The organism is Achromobacter sp. 18P8.1.1 (assembly GCF_057799415.1).
Genome location: NZ_JBYOKH010000044.1, coordinates 13972 through 39829, shown reverse-complemented (window position 1 = coordinate 39829; position 25858 = coordinate 13972). Strand labels below are relative to the sequence as shown.

Sequence of the window (25858 nt, the reverse complement as noted above, 5' to 3'; positions counted from 1 at the left end):
CTCAGCCGGCTAATGGATCCTTACTTGAAATACGACATCGCAGCTTTTGATTTTGACGGAACCCTGGCGGACACCATGCCCTGGTTCAATTCCATCCTGAACACCGTGGCCGACAAGTACGGCTTTCGCAAAATCGACTTGTCGGAACGCGAAAACCTGCGCCACCGCGAGGCCTCCGAAATCCTGAAGTACCTGGGCATCCCGCTGTGGAAGCTGCCGGCGATCATGTCGCACGTGCGCACGCTGATGCAGGACATCGATCCCAGTGTGCATCTGTTCGACGGCATCCCCGACGTGCTGGCGCGCCTGAAGGCCGCCGGGCTGCGTCTGGCGGTGATCAGTTCGAACTCCATTGAAAACGTGCAGCGCGTGTTGGGCCCGGACGCTAGCGCCTTGTTCGACGACTACGAATGCGGCACCGACCTGTTCGGCAAGGCCGCCAAGATCGACCGCCTGATGCGCCGGCACGAAGTTGCCCCCGAACGCTTCCTGCTGGTGGGCGACGAAATGCGCGACATCGACGCCGCCCGTAAAGCAGGCGTGCAAGTGGGTTCGGTCGCCTGGGGTTATAACCATGTAGATGCCCTGCGCGAACGCGGCCCCGACGCGATCTTCCTGGCCGTCGACGACCTGCCCGCCATCCTGGCCTGAACCCGGACCTCCGCCATGCACACCGATCCCGCCCACCTTGTCACTGACGCCGCCGCCTTGCAGGCGCTGTATGGCTCGCCCGGCGAAGCCTCGCTGAAGAAGGAGGTGGATCACGTGCATCCGCACTATCGCGCCTTCATCGAAGCCGCGCCGTTCGCGGTGCTGGCCACGTCGGGCCCCGGCCGGCTGGATGCCTCGCCGCGCGGCGACCCCGCCGGCTTCGTCGTGGTCGAAGACGAAAAGACGCTGCTGCTGCCCGACCGCCGCGGCAACAACCGCATCGACAGCCTGCTGAACATCCTGGCCGATCCCCGCGTGGCGCTGCTGTTCCTGGTGCCGGGTGTGGGCGAGACCCTGCGCGTGAACGGCACGGCGCGCATCAGCGTGGAACCCGCCCTGCTGGCGCGCTTCGAAGTGGACGGCAAGCTGCCGCGCTCCGTGCTGATCGTCGACGTGCAGACGGTCTACTTCCAATGCTCGCGCGCCCTGCTGCGCTCACGCCTGTGGGACCCGGAGACGCAGGTGCCGCGCAGCGCGCTGCCCAGCGTCGGCCGCATCCTGTCCGACCTCACCGCCGGTACCTTCGACGGCGCCACCTACGACCGCGAACAACCTGCGCGCGCGGCCAGCACGCTGTATTGATCCACACCGAAGGACGCCCCATGGCCCGCAACGTGGAAATCAAGGCGCAAGTCGACAGCCTGGCGGCCATCGAGCCCCTGGCCGCCGCGCTGTCCGGGCAGGAGCCCGTCTCCATCGCCCAGGACGACACCTTCTTCACCTGCACGCATGGGCGGCTGAAGCTGCGCGCATTCGCCGACGGCACGGGCGAACTGATCTTCTACCAGCGCGCCGACGATACAGGCCCGAAGGAAAGCTTCTACGTCATCTCGCCAACCGATTCGCCTGACACCTTGCGGGAAGCCCTCACGCACGCTTACGGCGCGATCGGCCGCGTGAAGAAGCAGCGGACGGTGTTCATAGCCGGACGCACCCGCATCCATCTGGACCGGGTGGAAGGCCTGGGGGAATTCCTGGAATTGGAAGTGGTGCTGCGCGACGGCGAAAGCGCCGCGGCCGGCATGGAAGAAGCCCGCACCCTGATGGACGGGCTGGGCGTGGCGCCCACCCAGTTGCTGTCGGGCGCCTACCTGGACTTGCTGGCCGGCCGCCAGCCGTAAAGCCTTAGTCCGGCTGCCAGCCGCGCACGAACACGTCCACCGGCTGGCGCTTGCCGCCGGCTTTCTGCAATTCAAGCAGCCGCAGCACGCCGTTGCCCGTGGCGATATCGATGCCTGACGCATCGGCGCGCAGCACGCGGCCGGGTTCCGCCGTGGTGGGCGTCGCCAGTGCCTGCGCGCGCCAGACCTTCACCGGATCGGGCAAGCCGGGCAGGCGGATGCTGGCGCCGGGCACCGGGTTGAATGCGCGCACGCGGCGTTCCAGCAGTTCGGCCGGCTGGGTGCAATCCAGGGCGGCTTCGGCCTTGTCCAGCTTGGCCGCGTAGGTCACGCCGGCTTCCGGCTGCTTGGTGGGCGAAAGTCCGCCTTGGTCCAGCGCATTCAATGCCTGGACGATGGCTTCGCCGCCAGCCAGCGCCAGCGCGTCGTGCAATTGCGCCGCGTTGGTGTCGCCCGTGATGGGCACCACGCGTTCCAGCAGCATGTCGCCCGTGTCCAGGCCCTCGTCCATCTGCATGATGGTCACGCCGGTCTGCGCATCGCCGGCTTCGATCGCGCGCTGGATGGGCGCGGCGCCGCGCCAGCGCGGCAACAGGCTGGCGTGGATATTCAGGCAACCCAGGCGCGGCAGGTCCAGCACCCATTGCGGCAGGATCAGGCCGTAGGCCGCCACCACCATGACGTCGGGCGCGACTTGCTCCAGCAGCGCACGAGCCTCGGCGGCTTCATCGGGATAGCGGCCGTCCAGGCGCAGGCTGCGCGGCTGGGCGACGGGAATGCCCGCGTCCAGCGCGGCCTGCTTGACCGGACTGGGCGTGAGCTTCAGCCCGCGCCCGGCAGGACGGTCGGGCTGCGTCATGACGAGCGCGATGTCGTGGCCCGCGGCCCGCAAGGCGTCGAAGGCGATACGGGCGAATTCCGGCGTGCCGGCAAAGACTAGGCGCATGAGATGAAGAACTAAGAATGAAAGTGGATTCCGGGGCGCCGCGGATCCGGCTTTGCCGGTCCGCCGGAGCCGCCCCTCGGCGGGTAGGACGAGGGAATTCCCGTCAGTCGCGCAGCGCTTCGCGCTCGGCCTTCTTCAGCTTGGTCTTGATGCGGTTCTGCTTCAGGTTGGACAGGTATTCGACGAAGACCTTGCCTTCCAGGTGGTCGAGTTCGTGCTGCACGCACACGGCCAGCAGGCCGTCGGCTTCGAATTCAAAAGGCTTGCCGTCGATGTCCAGCGCCTTGCAGCGGATACGCGAGGCGCGTTCGACCTCGTCGTAGACGCCGGGCACGGACAGACAGCCTTCTTCGTAGATCTTGTGGTCGTCGCTGCGCCAGGTGATCTCGGGGTTGATCAAGGTCAGCAGCTGATTGCTGTCTTCGGACACGTCGATCACGACGACGCGCTCGTGCACGTCCACCTGGGTCGCGGCCAAGCCGACGCCCGGCGCGTCATACATGGTCTCGGCCATGTCGCGCACCAGTTGACGGATGCGGTCGTCGACTTCGGCTACCGGCTTTGCCTTTTTGTGCAAGCGCGGGTCCGGGTAGCGAAGGATAGGAAGTAAAGCCATTGCAGGGGTGTCGCCAGTGATTGAATGCTTACCTAAGAGTTTAATTCATTAGAGTCTTGATTTCTAATAGTTTTCGGCTAAGTCGAGCATTGCGAGCATTGCTGCGTCCCCACTTATTGCGACGCTCGTCGGGGGGCATGGTGTGAGCGTATTGTCCCGCTCGCCCGGCGTCGCCTGCCCCGCATGCGACACTCACGCACCCGTCGACGCTTCACGCGCTTGCCCCATGCCGCTTACGCATTCTTCCGCCGAACTGTCCGCCTGGCTGCGGCTGTCCCTGGAACCCAACATCGGTTCCGCCACCGCCTGCATGCTGCTGGGCGCGCTCGGCCTGCCCGAACAGATCTACGCGCAGCGCGCCACGGCGCTGGTCCGCCAGGTTCCCGAAGCGCTGGCGCGCCAGTTGGCCGCGCCCATGCCTGAGGACATGGCGGCCCAGGTGGACAGCGCGCTGGAATGGGTCAGCGCCCCCGGCCGGCACATCCTGACGCTGGCCGACCCGACTTATCCGCAAAGCCTGCTGACCATCGCCGACCCGCCCATCCTGCTGTATGTGGCGGGCGACCCGGCCTATCTGCAAGGCCCATCGCTGGCCGTCGTGGGCGCCCGCAACGCCACGCCCGGGGGCCAGGAAAACGCCCGCGCCTTCGCCCGCCATCTGGCCACGCACGGCTGGCGCGTCGTCAGCGGACTGGCGCTGGGCATCGATGCGGCGGCGCATGAAGGCGCGCTGGACGCCGGCCCGGACGGGGCGGGCACGGTGGCGGTCATGGGCACCGGCATCGACCGCATCTACCCCGCCCGCCACCGCGATCTGGCGCACCGCATCGCCGCGCAGGGCGCGCTGGTTTCCGAGTTTCCGCTGGGCACGGGCGCCCTGCCCCCGCACTTCCCCAAACGCAACCGCATCGTGGCCGGACTGGCGCGCGGCGTGCTGGTGGTGGAAGCCGCCAAGCAAAGCGGGTCGCTCATCACGGCGCGGCTGGCGGGCGAAAGCGGACGCGAGGTGTTCGCCATCCCCGGTTCCATCCATTCGCCGCTGTCGCGCGGCTGCCATGCGTTGATTCGCCAAGGCGCCAAGCTGGTGGAGACGGCCGCCGACATTACCGACGAGCTGGGCGGCGGCCCGATGCCCGGCGTGCGCGGCGCCCCCCGGCCCGAAGCGTCGCTGCCCGCCCACCCCGTGCTCGAGGCGCTGGGCTTCGACCCGCTGCATCTCGATACCCTGCAGGCGCGCTTGACGCTCGACACCGGCGACCTGCAAGCGCAGCTGGTGGAACTGGAATTGCAGGGCCGCCTCGCCCGTCTGGACGACGGCCGTTATCAGCGCCTGAAGTAGGGCCGCATTCCCCCGCCCCGTGCAAGCGAAGTGCCGCGCGATGGCGCTAATATTGGCGCAAGCGCCGCAGCCTTGCGCGCTGCGTCACCCAATACCGAACCAGGAAGAGACATGGCTTTGCCCTCCCGCGTGAAGATCGTCGAGGTGTCGCCTCGCGACGGTCTGCAGAATGAAAAGGAATTCGTGCCCACCGACATCAAGGTGGAACTGGTCAACCGCCTGGCCGCGGCGGGCTTCCCCAATGTGGAAGCCGCCTCGTTCGTGTCGCCCAAGTGGGTGCCGCAGATGGCCGACGGCGCAGACGTGATGGCACGCATCGAACGCCGTCCCGGCACGATCTATTCGGTGCTGACGCCGAACATGAAGGGCTTTGAAGGCGCACTGGCCGCCGGCGCGGACGAGATCGTGATTTTCGGCGCCGCCAGCGAAGCGTTCTCGCAAAAGAACATCAACTGTTCCATCGCCGAATCCATCGCCCGCTTCGAACCGGTGGTGCAAGCCGCGCGCGAAGCCGGCATCCGCGTGCGCGGCAGCATCAGCTGCGCGCTGGGGTGCCCGTACCAGGGCGACGTTCCCGTGGAATCGGTGGTGGACGTGGCGCAACGCTACCTGGCGATGCAGGTCGATGAGATCGACGTGGCCGACACCATCGGCGTGGGCACGCCGCAACGCGTGCGCGACGTAATGGCGGCGGTGACGCGCGTGGTCGACCCGGCTCGCGTGTCCGGCCACTTCCACGACACCTACGGCCAGGCGCTGGCCAACATCCTGGCCGCGCTGGAAACCGGCATTTCCATCTTCCACACCTCGGTCGCCGGCCTGGGCGGCTGCCCCTACGCCAAGGGCGCCACCGGCAACGTCGCCACCGAAGACGTGCTGTACATGCTGCGCGGGCTGGACATCGACACCGGCGTGGACTTCGACGCCGTGGTCGATATCGGCCAATGGATGTCGGCCCACCTGAACCGCAAGGGTTCCAGCCGTGCCGGCAACGCAATCGCCGCCAAACGGGCCGCATGACCTCGCCTGACACCGCCCCCGCCGAGCAAGACCGGGCCGCGCTCCTGCGCGAGATCGGCCCGCTGCCGCTGTCGGGCCAGGCATGGCCCGACTGGGTACGCATCCTGGCCTGGGTGATCCTGGCGGTGCTGGGCGTGCAGGTGGTGACGACCGCCATCCGCGCGCCCGCGCAGCCGTTCGATACCGTGCTGGCGGTGGTGGTGGTGCTGTGCTTCGTGGGGCTGCTGTTCGTGTCCTGGCACATGCAGACGTCGATCACCACCATCGATGACCGCGGCCTGCGCCAGACCTGGTTCACGCGCCGCGAAGTCGCGTGGGAAGACGTGCGCTACGCGCGTTTCGTGCCCATGCTGTTCTCGAAACGGCTGGTGGTGTTCACCCACCGGGGACGGCCCGTGATCCTTCAGGGCGGCACACGCGAATTGCGCAGCGCCTTCGTGAAGATCGCGCAGGTGTACCGGCGGGGATGATGGGTTGCGCGCGATCGGCGGCGATCCTTGCCGACGAATCCGCGCGCTTCACCATCCTACCGATATTGGCCGTGCCTTGTATTCAACGGATCGGCAACGCGTACATCAAACCGCCCTGCGTCCATTGCGCATTCAGGCCGCGCTTGATCTTCAGCGGGCTGCCTTGGCCCACGTTGCGCTCGAAGCTCTCGCCGTAGTTGCCCACCTGCTTGACGATGTTGTAGGCCCACTTTTCGTCCAGCCCCAGGTTGGCGCCGCCGCCGGGCGTGACGCCCAGGATGCGCTTGATGTTGGGGTTGGCGCTCTTGGCCTGTTCGTCCACGTTCTTGGACGTCACGCCGTATTCTTCCGCTTCGATCATCGCCGACAGCGACCAGCGCACGATGTTCAGCCACGTGTCGTCACCCTGGCGCACGAAGGGGCCCAGCGGCTCTTTCGAGATGATCTCGGGCAGCACGACGTAGTCGTCGGGATTCTGCAGTTTCGAGATGCGGATGGAAGCCAGGCCCGATGCGTCCGTGGAAAAGACGTCGCAGCGGCCCGCGGCGAACGCGTTGACCACTTCGTTGAACGTCTCGATCACCACCGGCTTGTACGTCACGTTGTTGGCGCGCGCCCAGTCGGCCAGCGTGTTCTCGTTGGACGTGCCGGTCTGCAGGCAGATCGTGGCGCCGTTGATCTCTTTGGCGCTCTTCACGCCCAGCGACTTCGGCACCAGGAAACCCTGGCCGTCGTAGAAGTTGATGCCGGCGTGGATGATGCCCAGCGCGGTGTCGCGCTGCTGCGTCACGGTGGTGTTGCGCGTCAGCACGTCCACTTCGCCGGATTGCAGCGCAGTGAAGCGTTGCTGCGAATTCAGCGGCACGACCTTGATCTTGTCGGCATCGCCAAAGACCGCCGCGGCGATGGCGCGGCAGAGATCCACGTCCAGCCCTTGCCATTTGCCTTGCGCATCGGGCGCCGAGAAGCCCGCGAAGCCCGTGGTCGTGCCGCACGCCACCGCGCCGCGCTGGCGCACGACGTCCAGTGTTGCCGCCTGCGCGCCTTGCGCCGCCGCCATCAAGAGCGCCGCGCCCACCAACCCTTTTGCAATGTTCATGACCTGGATTCCTGTTATGCCGGGCGCGGGGACGCGCCGAGGCGAGAAGCTTATAGACATGAAGCGCCCGCGCCAAATAACAAGCGCTTATTTAGGTATATCCGCCCACACCCGGATGCGGGCGCCGGCGGACAGGTTCCCAGCATAACCAAGGCTTGCGCGGCCGGGCTTGGCCGCGGTCAAGCCACGATCACGCCGCCAGCGAGATCGAGACGGGTTCGTTGGCTTCGCAAGCTTCCAGCGCGCGGCCCAGCCGGACCATGCCCTGGGCGATCTGGCTTTCGTTCATGGTGGCAAACGACATGCGCATGGCGAAGAGATCGGCCTGGTCGGCATTGGCGTAGAAGGCCTTGCCCGGCACGTAGACCACTTCGTGCTCGATGGCGTACGGCAACAGGCGCGTGGCGTCCACCTCACCCGTCAGACGCGCCCAGAAGAACATACCGCCTTCGGGCTTGCTGAAGCTGATGCGGCCGTTGAGCTCGCGGGCCAGGGACTCGGCCATCGCGTCGCAGCGCAGGCCGTAGGCGGCGCGGATGCGCGGCACGTGCTCTTCATAGCGGCCGTTGGCCAGGTACTGCGCCACCGTTTCCTGGATCCATGCGGACGAGGCCATGTCGTCGGCCGCCTTCGCGCCAACACAGCGGCGGCGGATCTCGGGCGGCGCGACCAGCCAGCCGATGCGCAGCGCGGGCGCCATGGTCTTGGACATGCTGGCCAGGTACACCGCCCAGTGGCGGGCTTCGCCTTCGGCGAGGGCCGCGATGGGCGGCACCGCTTCGCCGGCAAAACGCAGTTCGCTGTACGGGTCGTCTTCCACGATCAGGAAACGGTGCTTGACCGCCAACTCAAGCAGGCGCAGGCGGCGCTGGCGCGTCAGCGTGGCGCCGCAAGGATTCGAGAACGACGCGACCACGCAGACCATCTTGGGTTTGATGCGGGCCGCCAGTTCATCCAGCGCGTCCACATCGATGCCGTCGGGGCCGGAGGGCACCGTATGCACCGTGGCGCCCGTATAGCGCAGCGCCTGGACGGAATTCGGGAACGCGGGCGACTCGATGATGGCATGGTCGCCGGGTTGCAGCATCACGCGGGTCAGCAGCGCCAGCGCCTGCTGCGATCCGCCCGTCACCATCAGTTCCGTGTCGGCGTTGCACTGCAGGCCGCGCGCGGCGGACAGGCGCGCCAGTTCGTGGCGCAGGCTGACCTGGCCGTCGATGTTGGAATATTGCAGGCAGGCACCCAGGCGGGCCAGGACCTGCGTCGACGCGATCGACAGGCCCTCCACATCGAACAGCTCTTGCGCGGGGTAGCCGCCCGCAAGCGAAATCGTGCCCGGCCGCATGGCGTAGGGCATGAGCGATCGGATGGGGGATGCGGGGGGATTCAGGAAAGGCGTGGCAAAGGCGTATTCTGGCGCAGCGCTGGACATGGCGGGGGACTGGAAAGGTGGGAGACCGTGTCGCCCGAGGGGCGGCGCCGGGAGGGCATAGAACATTGAAATATAAACAAATCTCGGTAAATTCTAAGCCTGGCGATTACGCAGGGTCAACGGCGAAAGCGGCCAGTGTGGCGAAACGATCCTGCAAGAGTCCTACACTATGGGACATCCTGTTCCAGCAAGAGAGCTGCATGACCGTCGAAGACACCATGGCCGGGCGCCTTGCCCAGATTCAGCAACGCATCGCCGACGCGTGCGCGCGCGCCGGACGCGCGCCCGGCAGCGTCGTCCTGCTGCCTGTCAGCAAGACCTTCGATGTGGACGCGATCCGCGAAGCCATGGCGCTGGGCCTGAACCGGTTCGGCGAAAACAAGACGCAAGAGATCCGCCAGAAGGCCGCGGCGCTGGCGGGCCAAGGCCTGGAATGGGTGCTGATCGGGCACCTGCAGACCAATAAATCGAAGGACGCCGCCCGCGACGCGACCGAAGTCCAGTCGCTGGACCGCCCCGACCTGGCCGAAGCCCTGCACCGCCGGCTGCTGAACGAAGGCCGGACGCTGGACGTGCTGGTGCAGGTGAAAACCTCGACCGAACCCAGCAAATTCGGCATGGCCGCCGAAGACGTGCCTGCCTTCCTGCGCCGCATCGCCACCGAATTCCCCACCTTGAAGGTGAAAGGATTGATGACGCTGGCCGTGAATTCCCCCGATCCCGAGGCGGTGCGCGCGTGCTTTTCCGCCCTGCGCCAGCTGCGCGACCGCTTGCGGGACGAGGACATCGCCGGGATCTCGCTGGACCGCCTGTCGATGGGCATGAGCGGCGACTTCGAACTGGCGATCGAAGAAGGCTCCACCGAAGTGCGCATCGGCACGGCCATCTTCGGCGCGCGCACCTACCCCGATCCGCAGTAGCCGGCGGCGTGGTGCACTGCGGGAAAACCGGGGGGCACAAGGTCCCCATTCGGGCGGGCGCGCGAGGCATAATAGCGTCGCAAAAATAGCGACGCAGACCGACGGCGCAAGACACGACGCCGCCGACGTCGCGCTCAATACAGACCCCGCACGAGGAGACACCCCATGCAGAACCCCGCACGGCGCCTAGTGGCGCTGGCCGCCCTGTCGCTGGCCGCCGCCACCGCTTCCGCGCAATCCTGGCCCACGCAGCCCATCCGCTGGATCGTGCCCTACCCGGCCGGCGGCGGCACCGACGTCGTCGCCCGCACGGTTGCCAGCGGCCTGGAAAAGCCCCTGGGCCAAACCATCGTGGTCGAAAACCGCCCCGGCGCCGCCACCATCATCGGCGCCACCGCCATCGCGCAATCCGAACCCACCGGCTACATGATCGGCACGGCCGATTCCGGCACGCTGGCGTTCAACTCGTCGCTGTACGCCAAGCTGTCTTACGACCCGGCCAAGTTCACCTACATCGGCGGCATCGCCAAGTTCCCGCTGCTGCTCGCCGTGAACGTCAACTCGCCCTACAAGACGGTCGACGACGTGCTGGCCGCCGCCAAGAAGGAACCCGGCAAGCTGACGGCAGCCTCCGCCGGCGCGGGCTCGCCCCACCACCTGGCGCTGGAACTCTTCAAGCAGCGCACGGGCGCCAACCTGCTGCACGTGCCCTACAAGGGCGCCGCCCCCGCCATCCAGGACCTGCTGGGCGGACAGGTGGACGTGATGTTCATCGACCTGGCCTCGGGCCTGCCCAACGTGAAGGCCGGCAAGCTGCGCGTCCTGGCAGCCGCCACGCCCGAGCGCGTATCGGTGCTGCCCGACACCCCGACGATGGCCGAGCAAGGCGTGGCCAACTTCACGGCCTACGCCTGGCAGGGCCTGGTGGGCCCCGCCGGCGTGCCGGAAGCGGTGGTCAAGAAGCTGTCGGCCGACCTGGACGCCACGCTCAAGACCCCGGCCGTGTCGCAGAAGATGCTGGACATGGGCGTGATCCCGATGCCGATGTCGGCGCAGGATTTCAAGGCCTATGCCGAGCAGGAACGCAGCGCCTGGGCCGACGTGATCAAGAAGGCGAACATCAAGCTGGAGTGATCGCGCCGCTGCCCGACCGGCCTAGGAAAAAAGCCGCAGCCCTTTGGGGCCGCGGCTTTTTTTGTGCCTGCCGGCGAGACGCCGGCGTCAGTCCGCCGTGACGGGGATGCGCCGGGCCTGCGCCTCGCGCGCACGCGGAATGCGAAGCGTCAGGACGCCCTGCTTCAGACTGGCGTTGATCTGCGCCCGGTCGAACTCCTGGCCAAGCCGGAACGCGCGCCGGAACACAGGCGCGCGCAGTTCGCCCAACACCAGTTGCAGATCTCCCGGCGTCGCAACAGATGCCTCGCCTTCGATCACCAGCACGTCAGACTCCACGTTGATGTGCAGCCGTTCTTTGGACACGCCGGGCAGGTCCGCCACCAGCGTGATGGCTTGCGGGTCTTCATAGACGTCCACGGCGGGCACGGTGACTGCCCTGTCTTCGCGCTTGGCCGAGTCGTCCGCGGTCACGGTGAGATCTTTACGTTCATTCATGATCGGTACTCCTTATGCGGTTGGCGGAACTTACTGCACGGGTACGACCCGCGGCTTGGACGACTCCTTGCGCTTGATCGAGATGGCCAGGCAGCCGTCCGTGTAGCGCGCCTGCACCTGGTCTGGATCCACGTCGGCAGGCAGCTCGATCACCCGCGTATACCGGCCGACTGCCCGTTCTCGCGCGTAATAGCGGGCGTTCTCCGGCAATGCCGGCGGGGTTCGTTCGCCGCTGATGGTCAACACACGCTTTTCGAGCGTGACGTTCAGGTCGTCAGGCTGCATGCCTGGCACAAAGGCGACCACTTCGACCGAGTCGCCAGACACCCCGACATTCACCGGGGGGAACAAGGCTTGCGGGGTGGCGCGCAAGGCCGCCGGCACGCCGGCGCTGCGCAAGACGCGCCCCATATGTTCCTGAATGGCGTCGAAGGCCGACGCGAAGCCGCTATCGCTGAATGGAAAGTTGCTCATGTTGGTCTCCCGAGTGGAAAGGGACAGATCAGGACACGACGCAATCGCGGCTAGTGCGACCGCAGGTCTGATCGCCTCAGGACCAATGATGGGAGCAATTTCGCCGACTTCAAGAGTCGGCGAAATGGGGAAAAAAGGGATCGTCCGCCCTGCGCCACCGCGTGGCGCAGGGGGTGTGAAAGCGGCGTGACGCCTACACCAGAACGCGCTCGATGCCGCCCGCGTTGGCGCGCTTCACGTATTCTTCCATCCAGCCTTCGCCCAGGATGTGGCGCGCCATCTCGACCACGATGTAGTCTGCGTCCATGCCGGTGTCGCCTTCATAGCGCGACAGGCCTTGCAGGCACGACGGGCACGAGGTCAGCACCTTCACGTCGCCGGCAAAGCCGTCGCTGCGCAGCGCGGCATCTCCCTTGAGCAGCTCTTCCTGCTTGCGGAAACGCACCTGCGTGGAGATGTCCGGCCGGCTCACCGCCAGAGTGCCCGATTCGCCGCAGCAGCGGTCGCTCTTGATGGCGTCGTCGCCCACCAGGGCGCGCACCGTCTTCATGGGCTCCTGCAGCTTCATCGGCGTGTGGCAAGGGTCGTGATACATGTAGCGCACGCCCTTGGCGCCTTCCAGCTTGATGCCCTTTTCAAGCAGGTACTCGTGGATATCGATCAGGCGGCAGCCGGGGAAGATCTTGTCGAATTCATAGCCCGACAGCTGGTCGTAACAGGTGCCGCAGCTGACCACCACCGTCTTGATGTCCAGGTAGTTCAGCGTGTTGGCGACGCGATGGAACAGCACCCGGTTGTCGGTGATGATCTGTTCGGCCTTGTCCGTCATGCCGTTGCCGCGCTGGGGATAGCCGCAGCACAGGTAGCCCGGCGGCAGCACGGTCTGCACGCCCGCATGCCACAGCATGGCCTGCGTAGCCAGGCCGACCTGCGAGAACAGGCGCTCGGAGCCGCAACCCGGGAAGTAGAACACCGCTTCCGTATCGGCGGTGGTGCCCTTGGGGTCCCGGATGATCGGCACGTAGTTCGCGTCTTCGATGTCCAGCAGCTTGCGCGCGGCCTGCTTGGGCAGCCCGCCCGGCATCTTCTTGTTCACGAAGTGCACGATCTGCTCGCGCAGCGGCGGCTTGCCCACGGTGGCGGGCGGCTTGGCCGTCTGCTTCTTCACCAGGCCCGAAAACAGGTCGTGCGCGGCGCGCTGGACCTTGTAGCCCACGCCCACCATCGCCTTGCGGGTGGCGTTGATGGTGGCCGGGTCCTTGGCGTTCAGGAAGAACATGGCGCTGGCCGTGCCCGGGTTGAACGACTTGCGTCCCATGCGGCGCAGCACGGCGCGCATGTTCATCGACACGTCGCCGAAATCGATGTCGACCGGACAGGGGTTGTAGCACTTGTGGCAGACGGTGCAGTGGTCGGCCACGTCTTCGAATTCTTCCCAGTGCTTCAGGCTGACGCCGCGACGGGTCTGCTCTTCGTACAAGAAGGCTTCCACCAGCAGCGACGTGGCCAAGATCTTGTTGCGCGGCGAATACAGCAGGTTCGCACGCGGCACGTGGGTGGCGCACACGGGCTTGCACTTGCCGCAGCGCAGGCAGTCCTTGATGGAATCCGAGATGGCGCCGATGTCGCTTTGCTGCATGATCAGCGACTCGTGGCCCATCAGGTTGAAGCTGGGCGTCCAGGCATGGCGCAAGTCAGCGCCCGGCATCAGCTTGCCGGCGTTGAAGTGGCCGTTGGGGTCGACGCGGCGCTTGTAGTCCTGGAACGGCGCCAGTTCGGCTTCGGTCAGGAATTCGTACTTGGTCAGGCCGATGCCGTGTTCGCCCGAGATCACGCCATCCAGGTCGCGGGCAATCTGCATGATGCGGTCGACGGCCTGATGGGCCTCGCGCAGCATCTCGTAGTCGTCCGAGTTGACCGGGATGTTGGTGTGCACGTTGCCGTCGCCGGCATGCATGTGCAGCGCCACGAACACGCGGCTTTTCAGCACGCGGCCATGGATGGCGACCAGCTCATCGACGATCTTCTTGTAGGCCGCGCCCGAAAACGCGCGCTGCAGCCCGGGCAGCACTTCCACCTTCCAGGACACGCGGATCGTGCGGTCCTGCACGATGTCGAACACGCGGGCGCCGGGTTGCGCGGCCAGGCGCTCGGAGAGCGCGGCATGCACGTCGCCCAGCCCCAGCGCCTGCAGTTCCGGCAGCGCCTGGGCCAGCGGCAGGTCCAGGTTGTCCAGCAGCCATTGCCAGCGCTGGCGCGTGGCGCCCAGCAGTTCCAGCGCCTGACGCGTGCGCTCGGCCAGCACTTCGGCGCGGGTGCCGTCGATGTCGGCGTCGTCCGCCTTCCCCACCGGCAGCGGTGTGCACAGGTACGCGTCCAGCGCGCCCAGCAGCTTCAACTTGTTGCTGGTGGAGAGTTCGATGTTGATGCGTTCGATGTGATCCGTGTATTCGCCCATGCGCGGCAGCGGAATCACGACGTCTTCGTTGATCTTGAAGGCGTTGGTGTGGCGCGCGATCGCGGCGGTGCGCGAGCGGTCCAGCCAGAACTTCTTGCGCGCCTCGGGGCTGACGGCCACAAAGCCTTCACCGTGGCGCGTGTTGGCCAGGCGCACGACTTCGCTGGCGGCAGCGGCCACCGCGTCATCGTCGTCGCCCACGATATCGCCGATCAGGACCATCTTGGGCAGCACGCCCCGCTTGCTCTTGGTGGCGTAGCCCACCGCACGCAGGTAGCGTTCGTCCAGATGCTCCAGGCCGGCCAGGATGGCGCCGCGGGCACGGCCTTCGCCGTCCAGGTAACCCTTGACCTCGACGATCGACGGGATGGCGTCGCGCGCCTGCCCGAAGAATTCCATACAGACCGTGCGCGTGTGACGCGGCATGCGGTGCAGCACCCAGCGCGCGGACGTGATCAGGCCATCGCAGCCTTCCTTCTGGATGCCCGGCAGGCCGGCCAGGAACTTGTCCGTGACGTCCTTGCCCAGCCCTTCCTTGCGGAACACGCGGCCTTTGATTTCCAGCGTTTCGGTCTTGAGCAGGCGCTCGCCGGGCTTGCCCTTGCCGTCGAACCACTTGAGTTCGAAGCGGGCCATCTCCACATCATGGATCTTGCCCATGTTGTGTTCCAGGCGGGTGACTTCCAGCCAGTTGCCGTCCGGATCGACCATGCGCCACCAGGCCAGGTTATCCAGCGCGGTGCCCCACAGCACGGCCTTCTTGCCGCCCGCGTTCATGGCGATGTTGCCGCCCACGCACGACGCTTCGGCCGAGGTCGGGTCCACGGCGAACACGAAGCCGGCGGCCTCGGCCGCTTCGGACACCCGCTTGGTCACCACGCCGGCGCCGGCATGGATGACGGCCACGGGCTCCGTGAGCCCGGGCAAAATACAGGACTCGACCTTACCCAGCTTGTCGAATTTTTCGGTATTGATGACGGCCGACTTCCACGTCAGCGGGATGGCGCCGCCCGTATAGCCGGTGCCGCCCCCGCGCGGAACGATGGTCAGGCCCAGCTCGATACAGGCGGTGACCAGCGCGGCGATCTCGTCTTCGGAGTCCGGCGTCAGCACCACGAAGGGGTACTCCACGCGCCAGTCGGTGGCGTCGGTCACGTGGGATACGCGCGACAGGCCGTCGAACTTGATGTTGTCGCGCGCCGTAATGCGGCCCAGCACCTTCTGCGCCTGCTTGCGCATCATGGCGGTCTGGTCGAACTCGCCTTCGAACGCGGCAATGGCGGACCGGGCGCGGCCCAGCAGGCCGACGACTTTTTCGTCGCGATGCGGATCGTGGCCTTCCTCGGTGGGGGAGCCCGGCTCGCGGCGGCGATCGATCTCGCCCAAGCGGTGATGCAAGGCGTCGATGAGCTGCTTGCGGCGCTTGGGATTGTCCAGCAGGTCGTCCTGCAGGTACGGGTTGCGGCGCACGACCCAGATGTCGCCGAGCACTTCGTACAGCATCCGGGCGGAGCGGCCGGTACGGCGTTCTCCGCGCAGGTCGCCGAGCAGGCTCCAGGCGTCTTCGCCCAGCAACCGGCCGACAATCTCGCGGTCGGAAAACGACGTGTAGTTGTAGGGAATTTCGCGCAATCGCGCGGGTGCTGCGGGCGGCATCGCCCCGTTCAAGATGTGGCTAGCGAGTGGGGCGTTCATGGCGGCAAGAGGGGCCCATAAAAAATTATTTTATGCCATCGGGCGGACTTGACCCCAAATACCCCTAGGAAGCCGGCCAAAAGCAGCAGGAAACGGCGATTATCCGTCCCCATTTAAGTGTGGTGTCAGTGTCAGAGTTGGCCGGGAAAGAACCACAGCAGGCCGGCGGTCATGACCAGATAGCGCAGGAATTTTCCGATCGCCATATAGACGACGCATGGCCAGAAGGGCAAGCGCAGCCAACCGGCTACCGCGCACAGCGGGTCGCCGACTGCGGGCAACCAGGACAGCAGCAGCGCCGGCGGACCCATCCGGTGGATCCAGTCGTGCGCGCGCTCGTTCCACCGCCCGCGCATGCGGCCGCCTTCGGTGGCGTCGGGGTGCGGGTGGGGATGATTCTCCCCGCCGGGCCGCCCCAAGGGGAGAACGCCCCCTTGGGGGGCAGCAAGCCCGCTTTGCGGGTGCGGCGTGGGGGCCTTCGCCTCTTTCCAGCGTTCGACCGCTTTTTCGGCACCCAGGCCCATCCAGTAGCTGATTGCGCCGCCCACGGTATTGCCGGCGGTGGCCACCAGGACGGCCGGCCAGAACATGTCCGGCGACAGCTTGATGTAGCCGAACACCGCGGGTTCGGAGCCCAGCGGCAGCAGCGTGGCGGAAACGAGCGACACCGTGAAGATGGCCGACAAGCCCACCGAGGGCAGTGCCAGCATCCCCAGGAGCCAGTGAACAGCAGATAAGAGGCTTTCTTCCATGATGAGCGAGTGTAGCCGCGCGCAAGAGTACCCAGGTCGGAAACGATTGGGGCCTTTCCCTGCAATAATCGTGCCCACGTCCCCACTCTTGTCCCTACGCGCGGTCCATGTCCACTGATTATCTGAAACGCATCCTGACTTCCAAGGTTTATGACGTCGCGGTCGAGTCGCCGCTGGAAATAGCGCCCCAGCTGTCCCAGCGGATCTCGAACACGGTTCTGCTCAAGCGCGAGGACACGCAGGCGGTTTTCAGCTTCAAGCTGCGCGGGGCCTACAACAAGATGGCCAACCTGACGCCCGCCGTGCGCAATCGCGGCGTCATCGCGGCCTCGGCCGGCAACCACGCCCAGGGCGTGGCGCTGGCCGCGAGCCGCCTGGGTTGCCGCGCCGTCATCGTCATGCCCACGACCAGCCCGCAGGTAAAGATCGACGCGGTGCGCCGGCTGGGCGGCGAGGTCGTGCTGGCGGGCGAGAGCTTCACCGACGCCTATGCGCACGCGCAGATTCTGGAAAAGAAAGAAAAGCTGACCTTCGTCCACCCCTTCGACGACCCCGACGTGATCGCCGGCCAGGGCACGGTGGGCATGGAGATCCTGCGCCAGCATCCGGGCCCGATCGACGCCATCTTCGTCGCCATCGGCGGCGGCGGCCTGATCTCCGGCGTGGCCGCCTACATCAAGCAGTTGCGGCCCGAGATCAAGATCATCGGCGTGCAGACCGAGGACTCCGACGCCATGCTGCGCAGCGTGCGCGCCGGCCGACGCGTGCAACTGAACGACGTGGGCCTGTTCTCGGACGGTACCGCCGTCAAGATGGTGGGCGCTGAAACCTTCAAGCTGACCCGCAAGTACGTCGACGACTTCGTCGTGGTGGACACGGATTCGATCTGCGCGGCGATCAAGGACGTCTTTCAGGACACCCGCAGCGTGCTGGAACCGGCAGGCGCCATGGCGGTTGCCGGCGCCAAGCAGTACGCGGCCGAACACCATCTGAAGGGCAAGACGCTGGTGGCCATCGCCTGCGGCGCCAACATGAACTTCGATCGCCTGCGCTTCGTGGCCGAACGCGCCGAAGTGGGCGAAATGCGCGAAGCCGTCTTCGCCGTGACCATGCCCGAACAGCGCGGCAGCTTCCGCCGCTTCTGTGAACTGGTGGGTGAACGCAGCGTGACGGAATTCAACTACCGCATTTCGGATGCGGACCGCGCCCACGTCTTTGTCGGCATCCAGGTGTCGTCCGCCACCGAACCGGACAAGATTGCCGCGAACTTCCGCCGCCACGGGTTCGACACGCTGGACCTGACGCACGACGAAATGGCCAAGACCCACCTGCGCCACATGGTGGGCGGGCGTTCGGCGCTGGCGCGCGACGAATTGCTCTACCGCTTTGAGTTCCCGGAACGCCCGGGCGCGCTCATGCGCTTCCTGAACGCGATGAACCCGGACTGGAACATCAGCCTGTTCCATTACCGCAACCAGGGCGCCGACTACGGCCGCATCCTGATCGGCATCCAGGTGCCGGCGGCCGACAAGAAGCAGTTCCGCACGTTCGTGGCCGAACTCGGCTATCCGCATTGGAACGAGACCGACAACCCCGCCTACAAGCTGTTCCTGTAGCAGCGGCGCCAGGCATCCCACCGCCGCCCCAATGCGAGAGGGCCTCCTTGCGGAGGCCCTTCCCTTCTGACCGTCAAGCGCGATCGACCGGACCCATGTAGGGGGGGCTCGCTGTCACTCGGCGGCTCACGGAGATAAGCCGCGCATTCAGCAAGGTCCGACCGGGCGCGTTGCCGCTTAGAACCGGTGACGAATACCCATCGCGACGGCGGTGTCGCGCGCATCGTGCTGGAACGCGTAGTTGTCGCCGTAGGAGGCGTACGCGTACAGGTTGGTGCGCTTGGTGAAGTCGTAGGTGTAGCCCAGGCTGTACACGTTGAACGTGGCGTCGTCGCCCGTCAGCTTGTCGTTGCCCGGCGTCGCACGCTGCCACGAACCGAAGATGGCGTGGCGACCCAGCGGCACGGTGGCGCCGATCAGGTACGAGTTGGCGCGGAAGCCGTCAGCCAGCTTGAACGAACCCAGGTTGTTCATGCCGGCGGGCGTGGTGCCCATGTTCTGGCCCACGAACCAGCCGTCGCGGGTCTGGCCGAAAGCAGCAGCCAGCTTCACGACTTCAAAGTCGTACGAACCGCCGATGATGTATTCCTGGATGCGTGCGGCATTCTTGCCGCCAGCGCGATCATTGGTCGGGTCGAATCGGTCGTACGCGGCCGCCAGATTCACCGGACCGTTGACATATTGAACACCGGCCGTCAGAACGCGGTTGTTGTTGCCGGTAGCGAAGCCGGTTTGACCCGGAGTGACCACGCCCGTCGAGCTAGTCTTCTCCGTCAGCGTGTCGTCCGCGCTGAACGAGTAGCCCACGCCTACCTTGAAGCCGTTCAGGCTCGGGGTTTGGTACAGGACCATGTTGTCCAGGCGCATCGTGTTGGCGCTGCCGAACGTGGTACCCATGTTGGCGGTGTTGTAGCTGATCGAGAACGGGTCGATCGAACCGAAGTATTTCGACGCCAGGTTCGTCTGACGGCCGAATTCCAGGCGGCCCCAGGAATCGCTGTCCAGGCCCACGGTGGCTTGACGGCCGAACAGGCGGCCGTTCTGCAGCGAATTGCCGTTCATGGGACCGAAACCGCCTTCCAGCGTGAACACGGCGCGCAGGCCGTCGCCCAGATCTTCCGTGCCGCGCAGGCCGAAGCGCGAACCGCTGCTCACGCCCTGCACACCGCCGAAGCGGCTTTGCGACACCCCATTGAACTTCACCTGCTCGTAGCCGACACCGGCGTCGATCAAGCCGTACAGCGTTACGGAGTCGGCGGCTTGCGCGGCGCCGGCAAAGCCTGCCAGCAACGCGACGGCCAATAGCGTCTTCTTCATATAAGTCCCCAAAATGGCGAGATGAAAGGCAGCCGCAAACGCGCCGTCCGAACGACGGGGCCTTCGCGTGCCGCTGCGAACCAGCAGGCGGCGTCTGCACTGAATCTAGTGTCCGGCTTGCGGCAACCCGAAGTAACACGGATTTCGACGAACTACTTTCCATGGTTGGGATAATCGCGCGCGGCCGACCCTTCGCCTTGCCGGGAAACCTGCGTTAACGCCTTGAAAATAAATATGAATCTTTGCTCGCAAATCGAACAACCGATGCGTTCGGCCCGCTCGGCAGCCTGGATTCATCGACAACACTTGTTGACGCGAGCGCACAGTTTTGCGGCAAAAACGCCACACTGTGTCGCCGCCCGCACTGCCTTGCGGGCAATAAAAAACCCCTCGGCGTCTCAAGGGGTTTCTCGTGACCATCCCGGGGCGAGACTTACTTGCCCTTGGGCGGGTAGTCCAGTTCACCGAAGGTGTATTCGCCGCGGGCCTTGGCTTCGGCCAATTCCTGGCGGACTTGTTCGCGCGTCTTGCCGCCCGATTGCGACACGGCGGCGCGCGGCGGGTAGTCCAGTTCAGCGGTCGTGACCTGGCCGGCGGCCTTGGCGCTTTGCAGTTCTTGCTGAACCTGGTCGCGCGTCATGCTGGTTTGCGTCGCGGTGGCGGGCGGGTAGTCCAGTTCACCGAACGTGACCTGGCCTGCCGCCTTGGCGGCTTGCAGTTCTTGTTGAACCTGTTCACGCGTCTTGCCATCGGCGTGGGCGGCGGTCATGCCAACCAGGGTTGCGGTAACCATAAGTGCAGTTGCTAGGGCTTTCATTGTGATGACTCCATCCTAAACCTTGCACACCGTCTTCTGCCAGGCTGGCAGGTGCGATGTGACTGTTTGATTGCTGGGACGAAGTATCTGGCGATTGGCGCCTAGTAAAAACCCTTATTTTGGTGAACATATTTTCACCGATGGGACAATTGCACGATGTATCCGATGCAATCTGCGCGATTATTGCGCAGTCCCCTGGTAGAGCAAGGTAGCGCAAGCCTTGCAGGCATTCAGCTACAAGCAAGCTGGGTGACGGAACATGTGCCCACCACCCAAGGCATGGGATGTTCCGTGTGGATAAATAGACATTTCTGCTGGCGGGACAATAATTCCATTTATCATACAAATCTGCCAGAAATGGAAATTTGAGTTTAGAGGGCACTATGGATATCCAGCTTAACGACATCGCGCTTTTTGTCGAAGTCGCCAAGCGCAAGAACTTCAGCCACGCGGCGGAAGCCTTGAATATTCCAACCTCCACGCTCTCGCGCCGCGTCAGCGAACTGGAACGCAGCGTCGGCATGCGCCTGTTGAACCGCAGCACGCGCAAGATCGACCTGACTGAAGCCGGCGCCATCTATTTCGAACGCTGCCGGCACATTGTGGAAGAAGCGCGCATTGCGCACGACCAGCTGTTGGACATGGCGGTGCAGCCCAAGGGCCGCCTGCGCATCTCGCTGCCCACGAGCCTCGCCCAGCTGTTCCTGCCCGCCGTCATCAGCGAATTCCGCGAGCAGCATCCGGACATCGAATGCGATTTCGATCTGAGCATGCGCCCGATCGACCCCATCAGCAATCCGTTCGACCTGATCCTGCGTTTCGGCCAGCAGCCGGATTCCAGCCTGATCTCGCGCAAGATCGTGCTGATGGCGCACCAACTGTATGCCTCGCCCGACTATCTGGCCCGCCACGGCGAACCGCGGGTGCCTGCCGACCTGACGCACCACGAATGCCTGCGGCCGACCATGCGCGAAGAATCATCCTTCTGGATGCTCCATTCGGGCGACAAGGTGGAACGCGTGCAAGTGTCCGGTCGCCTGTCGGCGAACAATGTGGGCATGCTGGGACGCCTGGCCGGCCAGGGCCTGGGCATCACGCCGCTGCTGGTATTCGATGCAATGGAACGCGCCATCAAGCAGGCAGGGCTGGTGCGGGTGCTGCCCGACTGGAGCCTGACGCCCCTGCCCCTGTTCGCGTTGCTGCCCTCGCGCATGCTGCCCGCCAAGACCAAGGCGTTCCTGGACTTCATCCAGCCCCGCTTATCGGATTCGTAGGATGGGTGGAGCGCGAGGGTTCGGTGCCAAGAACTCCGACCTTCAGCGCGCGAAACCCATCAAGCAGCGGTGGGTTCTTGGCAGCGTCAGCTACAACGCACAGGCTGCTTGATGGGTTTCGCGCGCTGAGCACCCGCGTTCTTGCTTAAGAACCCTCGCGCTCCACCCATCCTACGCCCTGCAATCGGGGTCGCTTACGGCGTTGCGTCGCCGTACTGACAGACCGTATAGAGCGGCGTGCCGGTGGCGGCCACCTTGGCCGAGCCGCCCAGGTCGGGCAAATCGATGATGGCGGCCGCTTCGACCACGTTCGCGCCCAGGCGCTGCAGCAGCTTGATCGCGGCCAGCATGGTGCCGCCCGTGGCGATCAGGTCATCGACCAGCAACACGCGTTGGCCCGTGCGCACGGAATCCGTGTGCATCTCGACGGCGGCATTGCCGTATTCCAGCGAGTATTCCTCGGCTACGGTGCGGTAAGGCAGCTTGCCCTTCTTGCGCACCGGCACGAAACCCAGATTCAGTTCATAGGCCAGCACGCTGCCCACGATGAAGCCGCGCGCGTCCACGCCTGCTACCAGGTCAAGGCGCTGGCGCATATAGCGGTAGACGAACAGATCGATCAACACCCGGAACGCGCGCGGGTCTTGCAGAACCGGCGTGATGTCGCGGAACACGACACCGGGTTGGGGCCAGTCCGGAACGCTGCGGATGGTGCGCCGGATGTACTCGGCGTTGTCGGTCTGCATGGAAGGCGGCCCTGAAGAATTGAAGCAAGGCGAACTATAACCTTGCCACCGCGCTTAATCCAGGATTGCCGCCGGTGACAAGTCATGTAATTGCGCGCCGCGCAATTCATAGCAGCGGTCGACCGCGCCGGGGGGCAACGCCGCGTGCGTCGCCAGCACCACGGTGCGTCCCCGCACCGCGCGTTCCAGGTCGTTGAAGAAGTCGGCTTGCGCTGCGGCATCCAGGCCGGCCGTAGGTTCGTCCAGCACGATGACCGCCGCCGGCGACAGCAGCGCCCGCGCCAGGCACAGGCGGCGCGCCTGGCCCGCCGACAGTTGCGAACCGGTCTCGCCCGCCCAGGTGTCCAGCCCGTCGGGCAGGCCGCGCACGAAATCGCCCAGCCTGGCCGCGTCCAACGCGCCCCACAGGGCCGCATCGTCGGCCTGCGGGTCCCCGATCAGCAGATTGGTGCGCAAGGTGCCCAGGAAAACGGGCGCGTCCTGGGACAGCAAGGCAATGCGCCGGTGCCAGTCCGCCTGCGCGCAATCGCGCGCGTCGCAGCCACCAAAGCGCACGTGTCCCGCTTGCGGGTCTTCCAGGCGCAGGATCAGATGCAGCAGCGTGGACTTGCCCTGCCCGCTGGCCCCCACGATGGCAACGCGTTCGCCGGGCTCCACCCGCAGGTCGATGCCGTCCAGGACGACCGGGCGCGCACCCTCCGCCCGGGCCGGATAGCGGAACACCACCCCGTCCAACTCCAGCGCGCCGGCGGACGGCAAGGCGCGTACCGTGGCCGCGTCCTGCATGTCGGGCTGGGCTTGCGTCACCTCGCGGATCCGCGCCGCCGCCGACATGGCCGACCCCATGCGGGACGCGCCGCGCATGATGGGCCCCGCCACTTCGAAAATGCCGATGACGGCCAGCAGCAGACCCACCAGCACGGGTCCCTCGATCTGCCCCGCTTCATGCGTCCCCAATCCGAACCACAGTAATGCCAACACCGAAACGCCGGCCGCGACTTGCAGGAACCATTGCCCGCGGGCCGCCACCCGGGCCTGGCTGCGGCGCGCCAGCGCGCTGGCTTCGCAAAGCCGTTCGAAATGCGCGGCGGTGGGCGCCTGCGCATGCAACGCCACCATGTCGGCGTGACCATCCACCGCGTCCAGCGTAGCCGCACGCAGGCCGGCCGCACTTTCCTGGGCGGCGGCGCCCGGCTTGCGCGCGGCCCGCAGCAACCATGCCGGCACCAGCACACAGGCCGTCAGCAACGCCAGCGCAAACGCCAGCGCGGCGGCAGGCACCCACATGCCCAGCACCGCCGTCAGCACGGCGCCGCCCAGGATCGCGGTGGCCAACGGCGCCAGCACGAACAGGAAGACCGTATCCAGCGCGTCGACGTCGCCCGTCATGCGCGCCACCAGATCGCCGCTGCGATACTTCGCCAACTGGCGCGGCGTCAGCCGGATCAGCGCCCCGAACACCGTGGCGCGCAGATCCGCCAGCAGGCGCAACGTGGCCGAGTGGCCCACCACGCGGTCGGCATAGCGCGACACAATGCGCAGAAAGGACAAGCCGCGCACCAGCGCGGAAGGCGCGAACAGGTTGAAGACCCCGCCCGCCCCCGCCAGGGCTGCGCCCGTCAGAAACCAGCCCGACACACCCAGCAAGCCGACGCCCGCGGCCACCGTGGCCAGCGCACAGAACAATGCGAGTAAAAGCCCGCTTTTCCGGCGTGCGTACAGCGGCAGCAGCAACAACAGATTCTTCATGCGTCTTCCACTTTCCCGCCCGCTACTCGCAGCACGCGGCCGAAGCGGGCCGCCACCACGGGTGCATGCGTCGCAAGCAGCAAGGTGCGGCCTGCGGAGAATTCCAGGATTTCATCCAGCACCCGGGCCTGGGTCGCCTCGTCCAGGTGCGCCGTGGGCTCGTCCAGCAGGATCAGCCCGGGGTCCCGCAGAAACAGGCGTGCCAACGCCACGCGCTGTGCCTGTCCGCCCGACAGGCCATGGCCCCGGCTGCCCAGCAGCGTGTCCAGGCCTTGCGGCAGCGCGTCCGAAAACTCCAGCACACAGGCGCGCCGGGCGGCTTCCCGCAGATCGGTGTCGGATGCGCCTGGCCGGCCGAGCCGGATGTTGTCGGCGATCGACCCGGCCAGCAATTGCGGCTTCTGCCCGATCAGCGCCACGCGCTGGCGCAAGGCGGCTTCGTCCCAATCGCCCAGCGGCACGCCGTCGATGCGCACGTCGCCATCGAATGGCCGCAACCGCGCAATGGCTTCAATAAGCGTGGACTTGCCGATGCCGCTGGGGCCCATCAATGCCACTTGTTCGCCCGGCACCAGCCGCAACGCGGCGTCGGCCAGCACCAGCTGCCCACGCCCCGGCGCCGTCACGCGCAGGCCCGTCACCTCGACGGGCGCGCCGGCTTCCGACGCCGGCGGCACGACGGTTCCGCGCCCAGTGGGCGTCGGCTCGGCGGCGTCGTCTTGCGGCAGGCCATCGAAGAGCACCGCGATCTGCGTGACGGCGGCAAGTGCCGTGGCGCGGTCGTGATAGTGCGCGGCGAACTGGCGCAGCGGAGCATAGACTTCAGGCGCCATCAGCAGACAGAACAGGCCCGCCTGCAAGGTCAGGGGCGACCACCGCACATCCAGGAACCCCAGATAGGTCAGCCCGATATATACGGCCACGCCTGCCACGCCCAGCGCGGCGAAGAACTCCAGCACGGCGGACGACAGGAAGGCGATACGCAGCACCGACATCGTGCGCTGGCGCAGCGCGTCGCTGGCGGCCACCACGGAAGCCGCCTCGGCTTCGGCGCGGCCATACAGCTTCAGGGTGGACAGCCCGCGCAAGCGATCGGCGAAGAAGCCGGACAGGCGGGCGAACGCACGCAGATGACGGCGGCTGGCGCCTTGCGCGCCCCACCCCACCAGCGCCATGAACAGCGGAATCAGCGGCGCGGTGATCAGCAGCACCAGGCCCGCGATCACGTCCACGGGCAACAGCAACACGGAAAACGCCACGGGCAGCATGGCGGCAGCGGCCATCGCAGGCAGGTACTTGGCGAAAAAGCCGTCCAGCGCCTCGACCTGGTCCACGACTGCGCTGGCCAGTTCGCCAGACGCCTTGCTGCGGCTCCAATAGGGGCCGTTTGCGACCAACCGGGAAAACAGCGACTGGCGCACATGGCGCTTGATGCGTTCGGCCGCGTCCGCCCCGGCGCGTTCACCCGCCCAGGTGATGCATGCGCGCAGCAGCATCAACCCGGCGATACCCAGGATGCTTGCCAGCAATTCCTGGCGCGGCGCCTGGCGGACGATCGCCGCATCCAGCACGCTGGCCAGCAGCCAGGCCTGCACGACCAGCAAGGCGCCGCTGACCAGCGGCGCAGCGCCCGCCACCATCAGCGGAACCCTCGCCGCCTTGGCAAGCGCCATCA

23 protein-coding genes are annotated in these 25858 nt (G+C 66.2%); 10 read left to right on the top strand and 13 right to left on the bottom strand.

Translation table 11 applies throughout. The features are described from left to right. The first annotated feature begins 24 nt into the window (after positions 1-24). Genes AC27VE_RS23355 through AC27VE_RS23345 form a run of 3 tightly spaced genes read left to right on the top strand, consistent with a single transcriptional unit; the run spans position 25 to position 1832 of the window. Positions 25-651 carry an HAD hydrolase-like protein gene (locus AC27VE_RS23355; protein WP_315140204.1) on the top strand — a complete coding sequence of 209 codons (627 nt, stop codon included), beginning with the start codon at positions 25-27 and terminating at the stop codon, positions 649-651. A 15-nt stretch (positions 652-666) separates the two neighbouring features. Continuing rightward, complete coding sequence (locus tag AC27VE_RS23350) at positions 667-1293, top strand: pyridoxamine 5'-phosphate oxidase family protein (RefSeq protein WP_488705106.1); 627 nt, start codon at positions 667-669, stop codon at positions 1291-1293. Positions 1294-1313: 20 nt separating this feature from the next. Continuing rightward, complete coding sequence (locus AC27VE_RS23345; RefSeq protein WP_488705105.1) at positions 1314-1832, top strand: class IV adenylate cyclase; 519 nt, start codon at positions 1314-1316, stop codon at positions 1830-1832. Positions 1833-1836: 4 nt separating this feature from the next. Here AC27VE_RS23345 and fmt read toward each other — a convergent pair whose 3' ends face one another. Both fmt and def read right to left on the bottom strand, forming a co-directional pair. Continuing rightward, on the bottom strand, positions 1837-2778 hold the full coding sequence (gene fmt / locus AC27VE_RS23340; protein ID WP_088588716.1) for a methionyl-tRNA formyltransferase: 942 nt from the start codon (positions 2776-2778) through the stop codon (positions 1837-1839). A gap of 103 nt (positions 2779-2881) precedes the next feature. After that, on the bottom strand, positions 2882-3394 hold the full coding sequence (def, locus tag AC27VE_RS23335; RefSeq protein WP_006224698.1) for a peptide deformylase: 513 nt from the start codon (positions 3392-3394) through the stop codon (positions 2882-2884). Between the two features lie 226 nt (positions 3395-3620). Here def and dprA point away from each other — a divergent pair, with 226 nt between their 5' ends. The 3 genes from dprA (at position 3621) to AC27VE_RS23320 (ending at position 6223) form a co-directional block, all read left to right on the top strand. Further along, positions 3621-4733 carry a DNA-processing protein DprA gene (gene dprA / locus AC27VE_RS23330; protein WP_488705104.1) on the top strand — a complete coding sequence of 371 codons (1113 nt, stop codon included), beginning with the start codon at positions 3621-3623 and terminating at the stop codon, positions 4731-4733. Positions 4734-4844: 111 nt separating this feature from the next. Further along, complete coding sequence (locus AC27VE_RS23325; RefSeq protein ID WP_006224700.1) at positions 4845-5753, top strand: hydroxymethylglutaryl-CoA lyase; 909 nt, start codon at positions 4845-4847, stop codon at positions 5751-5753. Next, the gene (locus AC27VE_RS23320; RefSeq protein ID WP_006224701.1) at positions 5750-6223 is read left to right on the top strand and encodes a hypothetical protein; all 474 of its coding nucleotides are present in this window, start codon (positions 5750-5752) and stop codon (positions 6221-6223) included. Before AC27VE_RS23325 ends, AC27VE_RS23320 begins: the two co-directional genes overlap by 4 nt. Before the next feature lie 82 nt (positions 6224-6305). Here the strand turns inward: AC27VE_RS23320 and AC27VE_RS23315 are convergent, their stop codons facing one another. Next, complete coding sequence (locus tag AC27VE_RS23315; RefSeq protein WP_006224702.1) at positions 6306-7322, bottom strand: amino acid ABC transporter substrate-binding protein; 1017 nt, start codon at positions 7320-7322, stop codon at positions 6306-6308. A 190-nt stretch (positions 7323-7512) separates the two neighbouring features. Next, positions 7513-8754 (bottom strand): aminotransferase-like domain-containing protein, encoded by a 1242-nt coding sequence (locus AC27VE_RS23310; RefSeq protein WP_488705103.1) that lies wholly within the window; start codon positions 8752-8754, stop codon positions 7513-7515. 200 nt (positions 8755-8954) lie between these two features. On the opposite strand from AC27VE_RS23310, the gene AC27VE_RS23305 reads away from it, so the two are divergent. After that, positions 8955-9674 carry a YggS family pyridoxal phosphate-dependent enzyme gene (locus AC27VE_RS23305; RefSeq protein ID WP_427962240.1) on the top strand — a complete coding sequence of 240 codons (720 nt, stop codon included), beginning with the start codon at positions 8955-8957 and terminating at the stop codon, positions 9672-9674. Between the two features lie 165 nt (positions 9675-9839). Further along, positions 9840-10808, top strand: coding sequence for a Bug family tripartite tricarboxylate transporter substrate binding protein (locus AC27VE_RS23300; protein ID WP_315140224.1), 969 nt, complete (start codon positions 9840-9842; stop codon positions 10806-10808). 87 nt (positions 10809-10895) lie between these two features. Here the strand turns inward: AC27VE_RS23300 and AC27VE_RS23295 are convergent, their stop codons facing one another. The 4 genes from AC27VE_RS23295 to AC27VE_RS23280 form a co-directional block, all read right to left on the bottom strand. Beyond that, complete coding sequence (locus tag AC27VE_RS23295; RefSeq protein WP_088588713.1) at positions 10896-11285, bottom strand: Hsp20/alpha crystallin family protein; 390 nt, start codon at positions 11283-11285, stop codon at positions 10896-10898. A gap of 30 nt (positions 11286-11315) precedes the next feature. After that, positions 11316-11759, bottom strand: coding sequence for an Hsp20/alpha crystallin family protein (locus AC27VE_RS23290; protein WP_488705102.1), 444 nt, complete (start codon positions 11757-11759; stop codon positions 11316-11318). A gap of 193 nt (positions 11760-11952) precedes the next feature. Continuing rightward, a complete protein-coding gene (locus tag AC27VE_RS23285) occupies positions 11953-15912 on the bottom strand; it encodes a DUF3683 domain-containing protein (RefSeq protein WP_488705101.1) in 3960 nt (1319 codons plus the stop codon). A 131-nt stretch (positions 15913-16043) separates the two neighbouring features. Further along, complete coding sequence (locus AC27VE_RS23280) at positions 16044-16664, bottom strand: YqaA family protein (RefSeq protein WP_488705100.1); 621 nt, start codon at positions 16662-16664, stop codon at positions 16044-16046. A gap of 107 nt (positions 16665-16771) precedes the next feature. Between AC27VE_RS23280 and ilvA the strand changes: the two genes are divergently transcribed. Next, positions 16772-18280, top strand: a complete 1509-nt coding sequence (ilvA, locus tag AC27VE_RS23275; RefSeq protein ID WP_006224710.1) for a threonine ammonia-lyase, biosynthetic — start codon at positions 16772-16774, stop codon at positions 18278-18280. Positions 18281-18457: 177 nt separating this feature from the next. Here the strand turns inward: ilvA and AC27VE_RS23270 are convergent, their stop codons facing one another. Continuing rightward, positions 18458-19597: a porin gene (locus AC27VE_RS23270; protein ID WP_088588709.1), complete on the bottom strand. Its 1140-nt coding sequence runs from the start codon at positions 19595-19597 to the stop codon at positions 18458-18460. A gap of 433 nt (positions 19598-20030) precedes the next feature. After that, the gene (locus tag AC27VE_RS23265) at positions 20031-20414 is read right to left on the bottom strand and encodes a DUF4148 domain-containing protein (protein WP_088588705.1); all 384 of its coding nucleotides are present in this window, start codon (positions 20412-20414) and stop codon (positions 20031-20033) included. Between the two features lie 383 nt (positions 20415-20797). On the opposite strand from AC27VE_RS23265, the gene AC27VE_RS23260 reads away from it, so the two are divergent. Next, positions 20798-21688 carry a LysR family transcriptional regulator gene (locus tag AC27VE_RS23260; RefSeq protein ID WP_006224713.1) on the top strand — a complete coding sequence of 297 codons (891 nt, stop codon included), beginning with the start codon at positions 20798-20800 and terminating at the stop codon, positions 21686-21688. Between the two features lie 194 nt (positions 21689-21882). On the opposite strand, the gene AC27VE_RS23255 is transcribed toward AC27VE_RS23260, so the two are convergent. Genes AC27VE_RS23255 through cydD form a run of 3 tightly spaced genes read right to left on the bottom strand, consistent with a single transcriptional unit; the run spans position 21883 to position 25856 of the window. Beyond that, positions 21883-22434, bottom strand: coding sequence for an adenine phosphoribosyltransferase (locus AC27VE_RS23255; protein WP_088588704.1), 552 nt, complete (start codon positions 22432-22434; stop codon positions 21883-21885). A gap of 54 nt (positions 22435-22488) precedes the next feature. Next, positions 22489-24183 (bottom strand): thiol reductant ABC exporter subunit CydC, encoded by a 1695-nt coding sequence (cydC, locus tag AC27VE_RS23250; protein WP_488705099.1) that lies wholly within the window; start codon positions 24181-24183, stop codon positions 22489-22491. Continuing rightward, positions 24180-25856, bottom strand: a complete 1677-nt coding sequence (gene cydD / locus AC27VE_RS23245) for a thiol reductant ABC exporter subunit CydD (protein WP_488705112.1) — start codon at positions 25854-25856, stop codon at positions 24180-24182. Before cydD ends, cydC begins: the two co-directional genes overlap by 4 nt. Positions 25857-25858 lie beyond the last annotated feature (2 nt).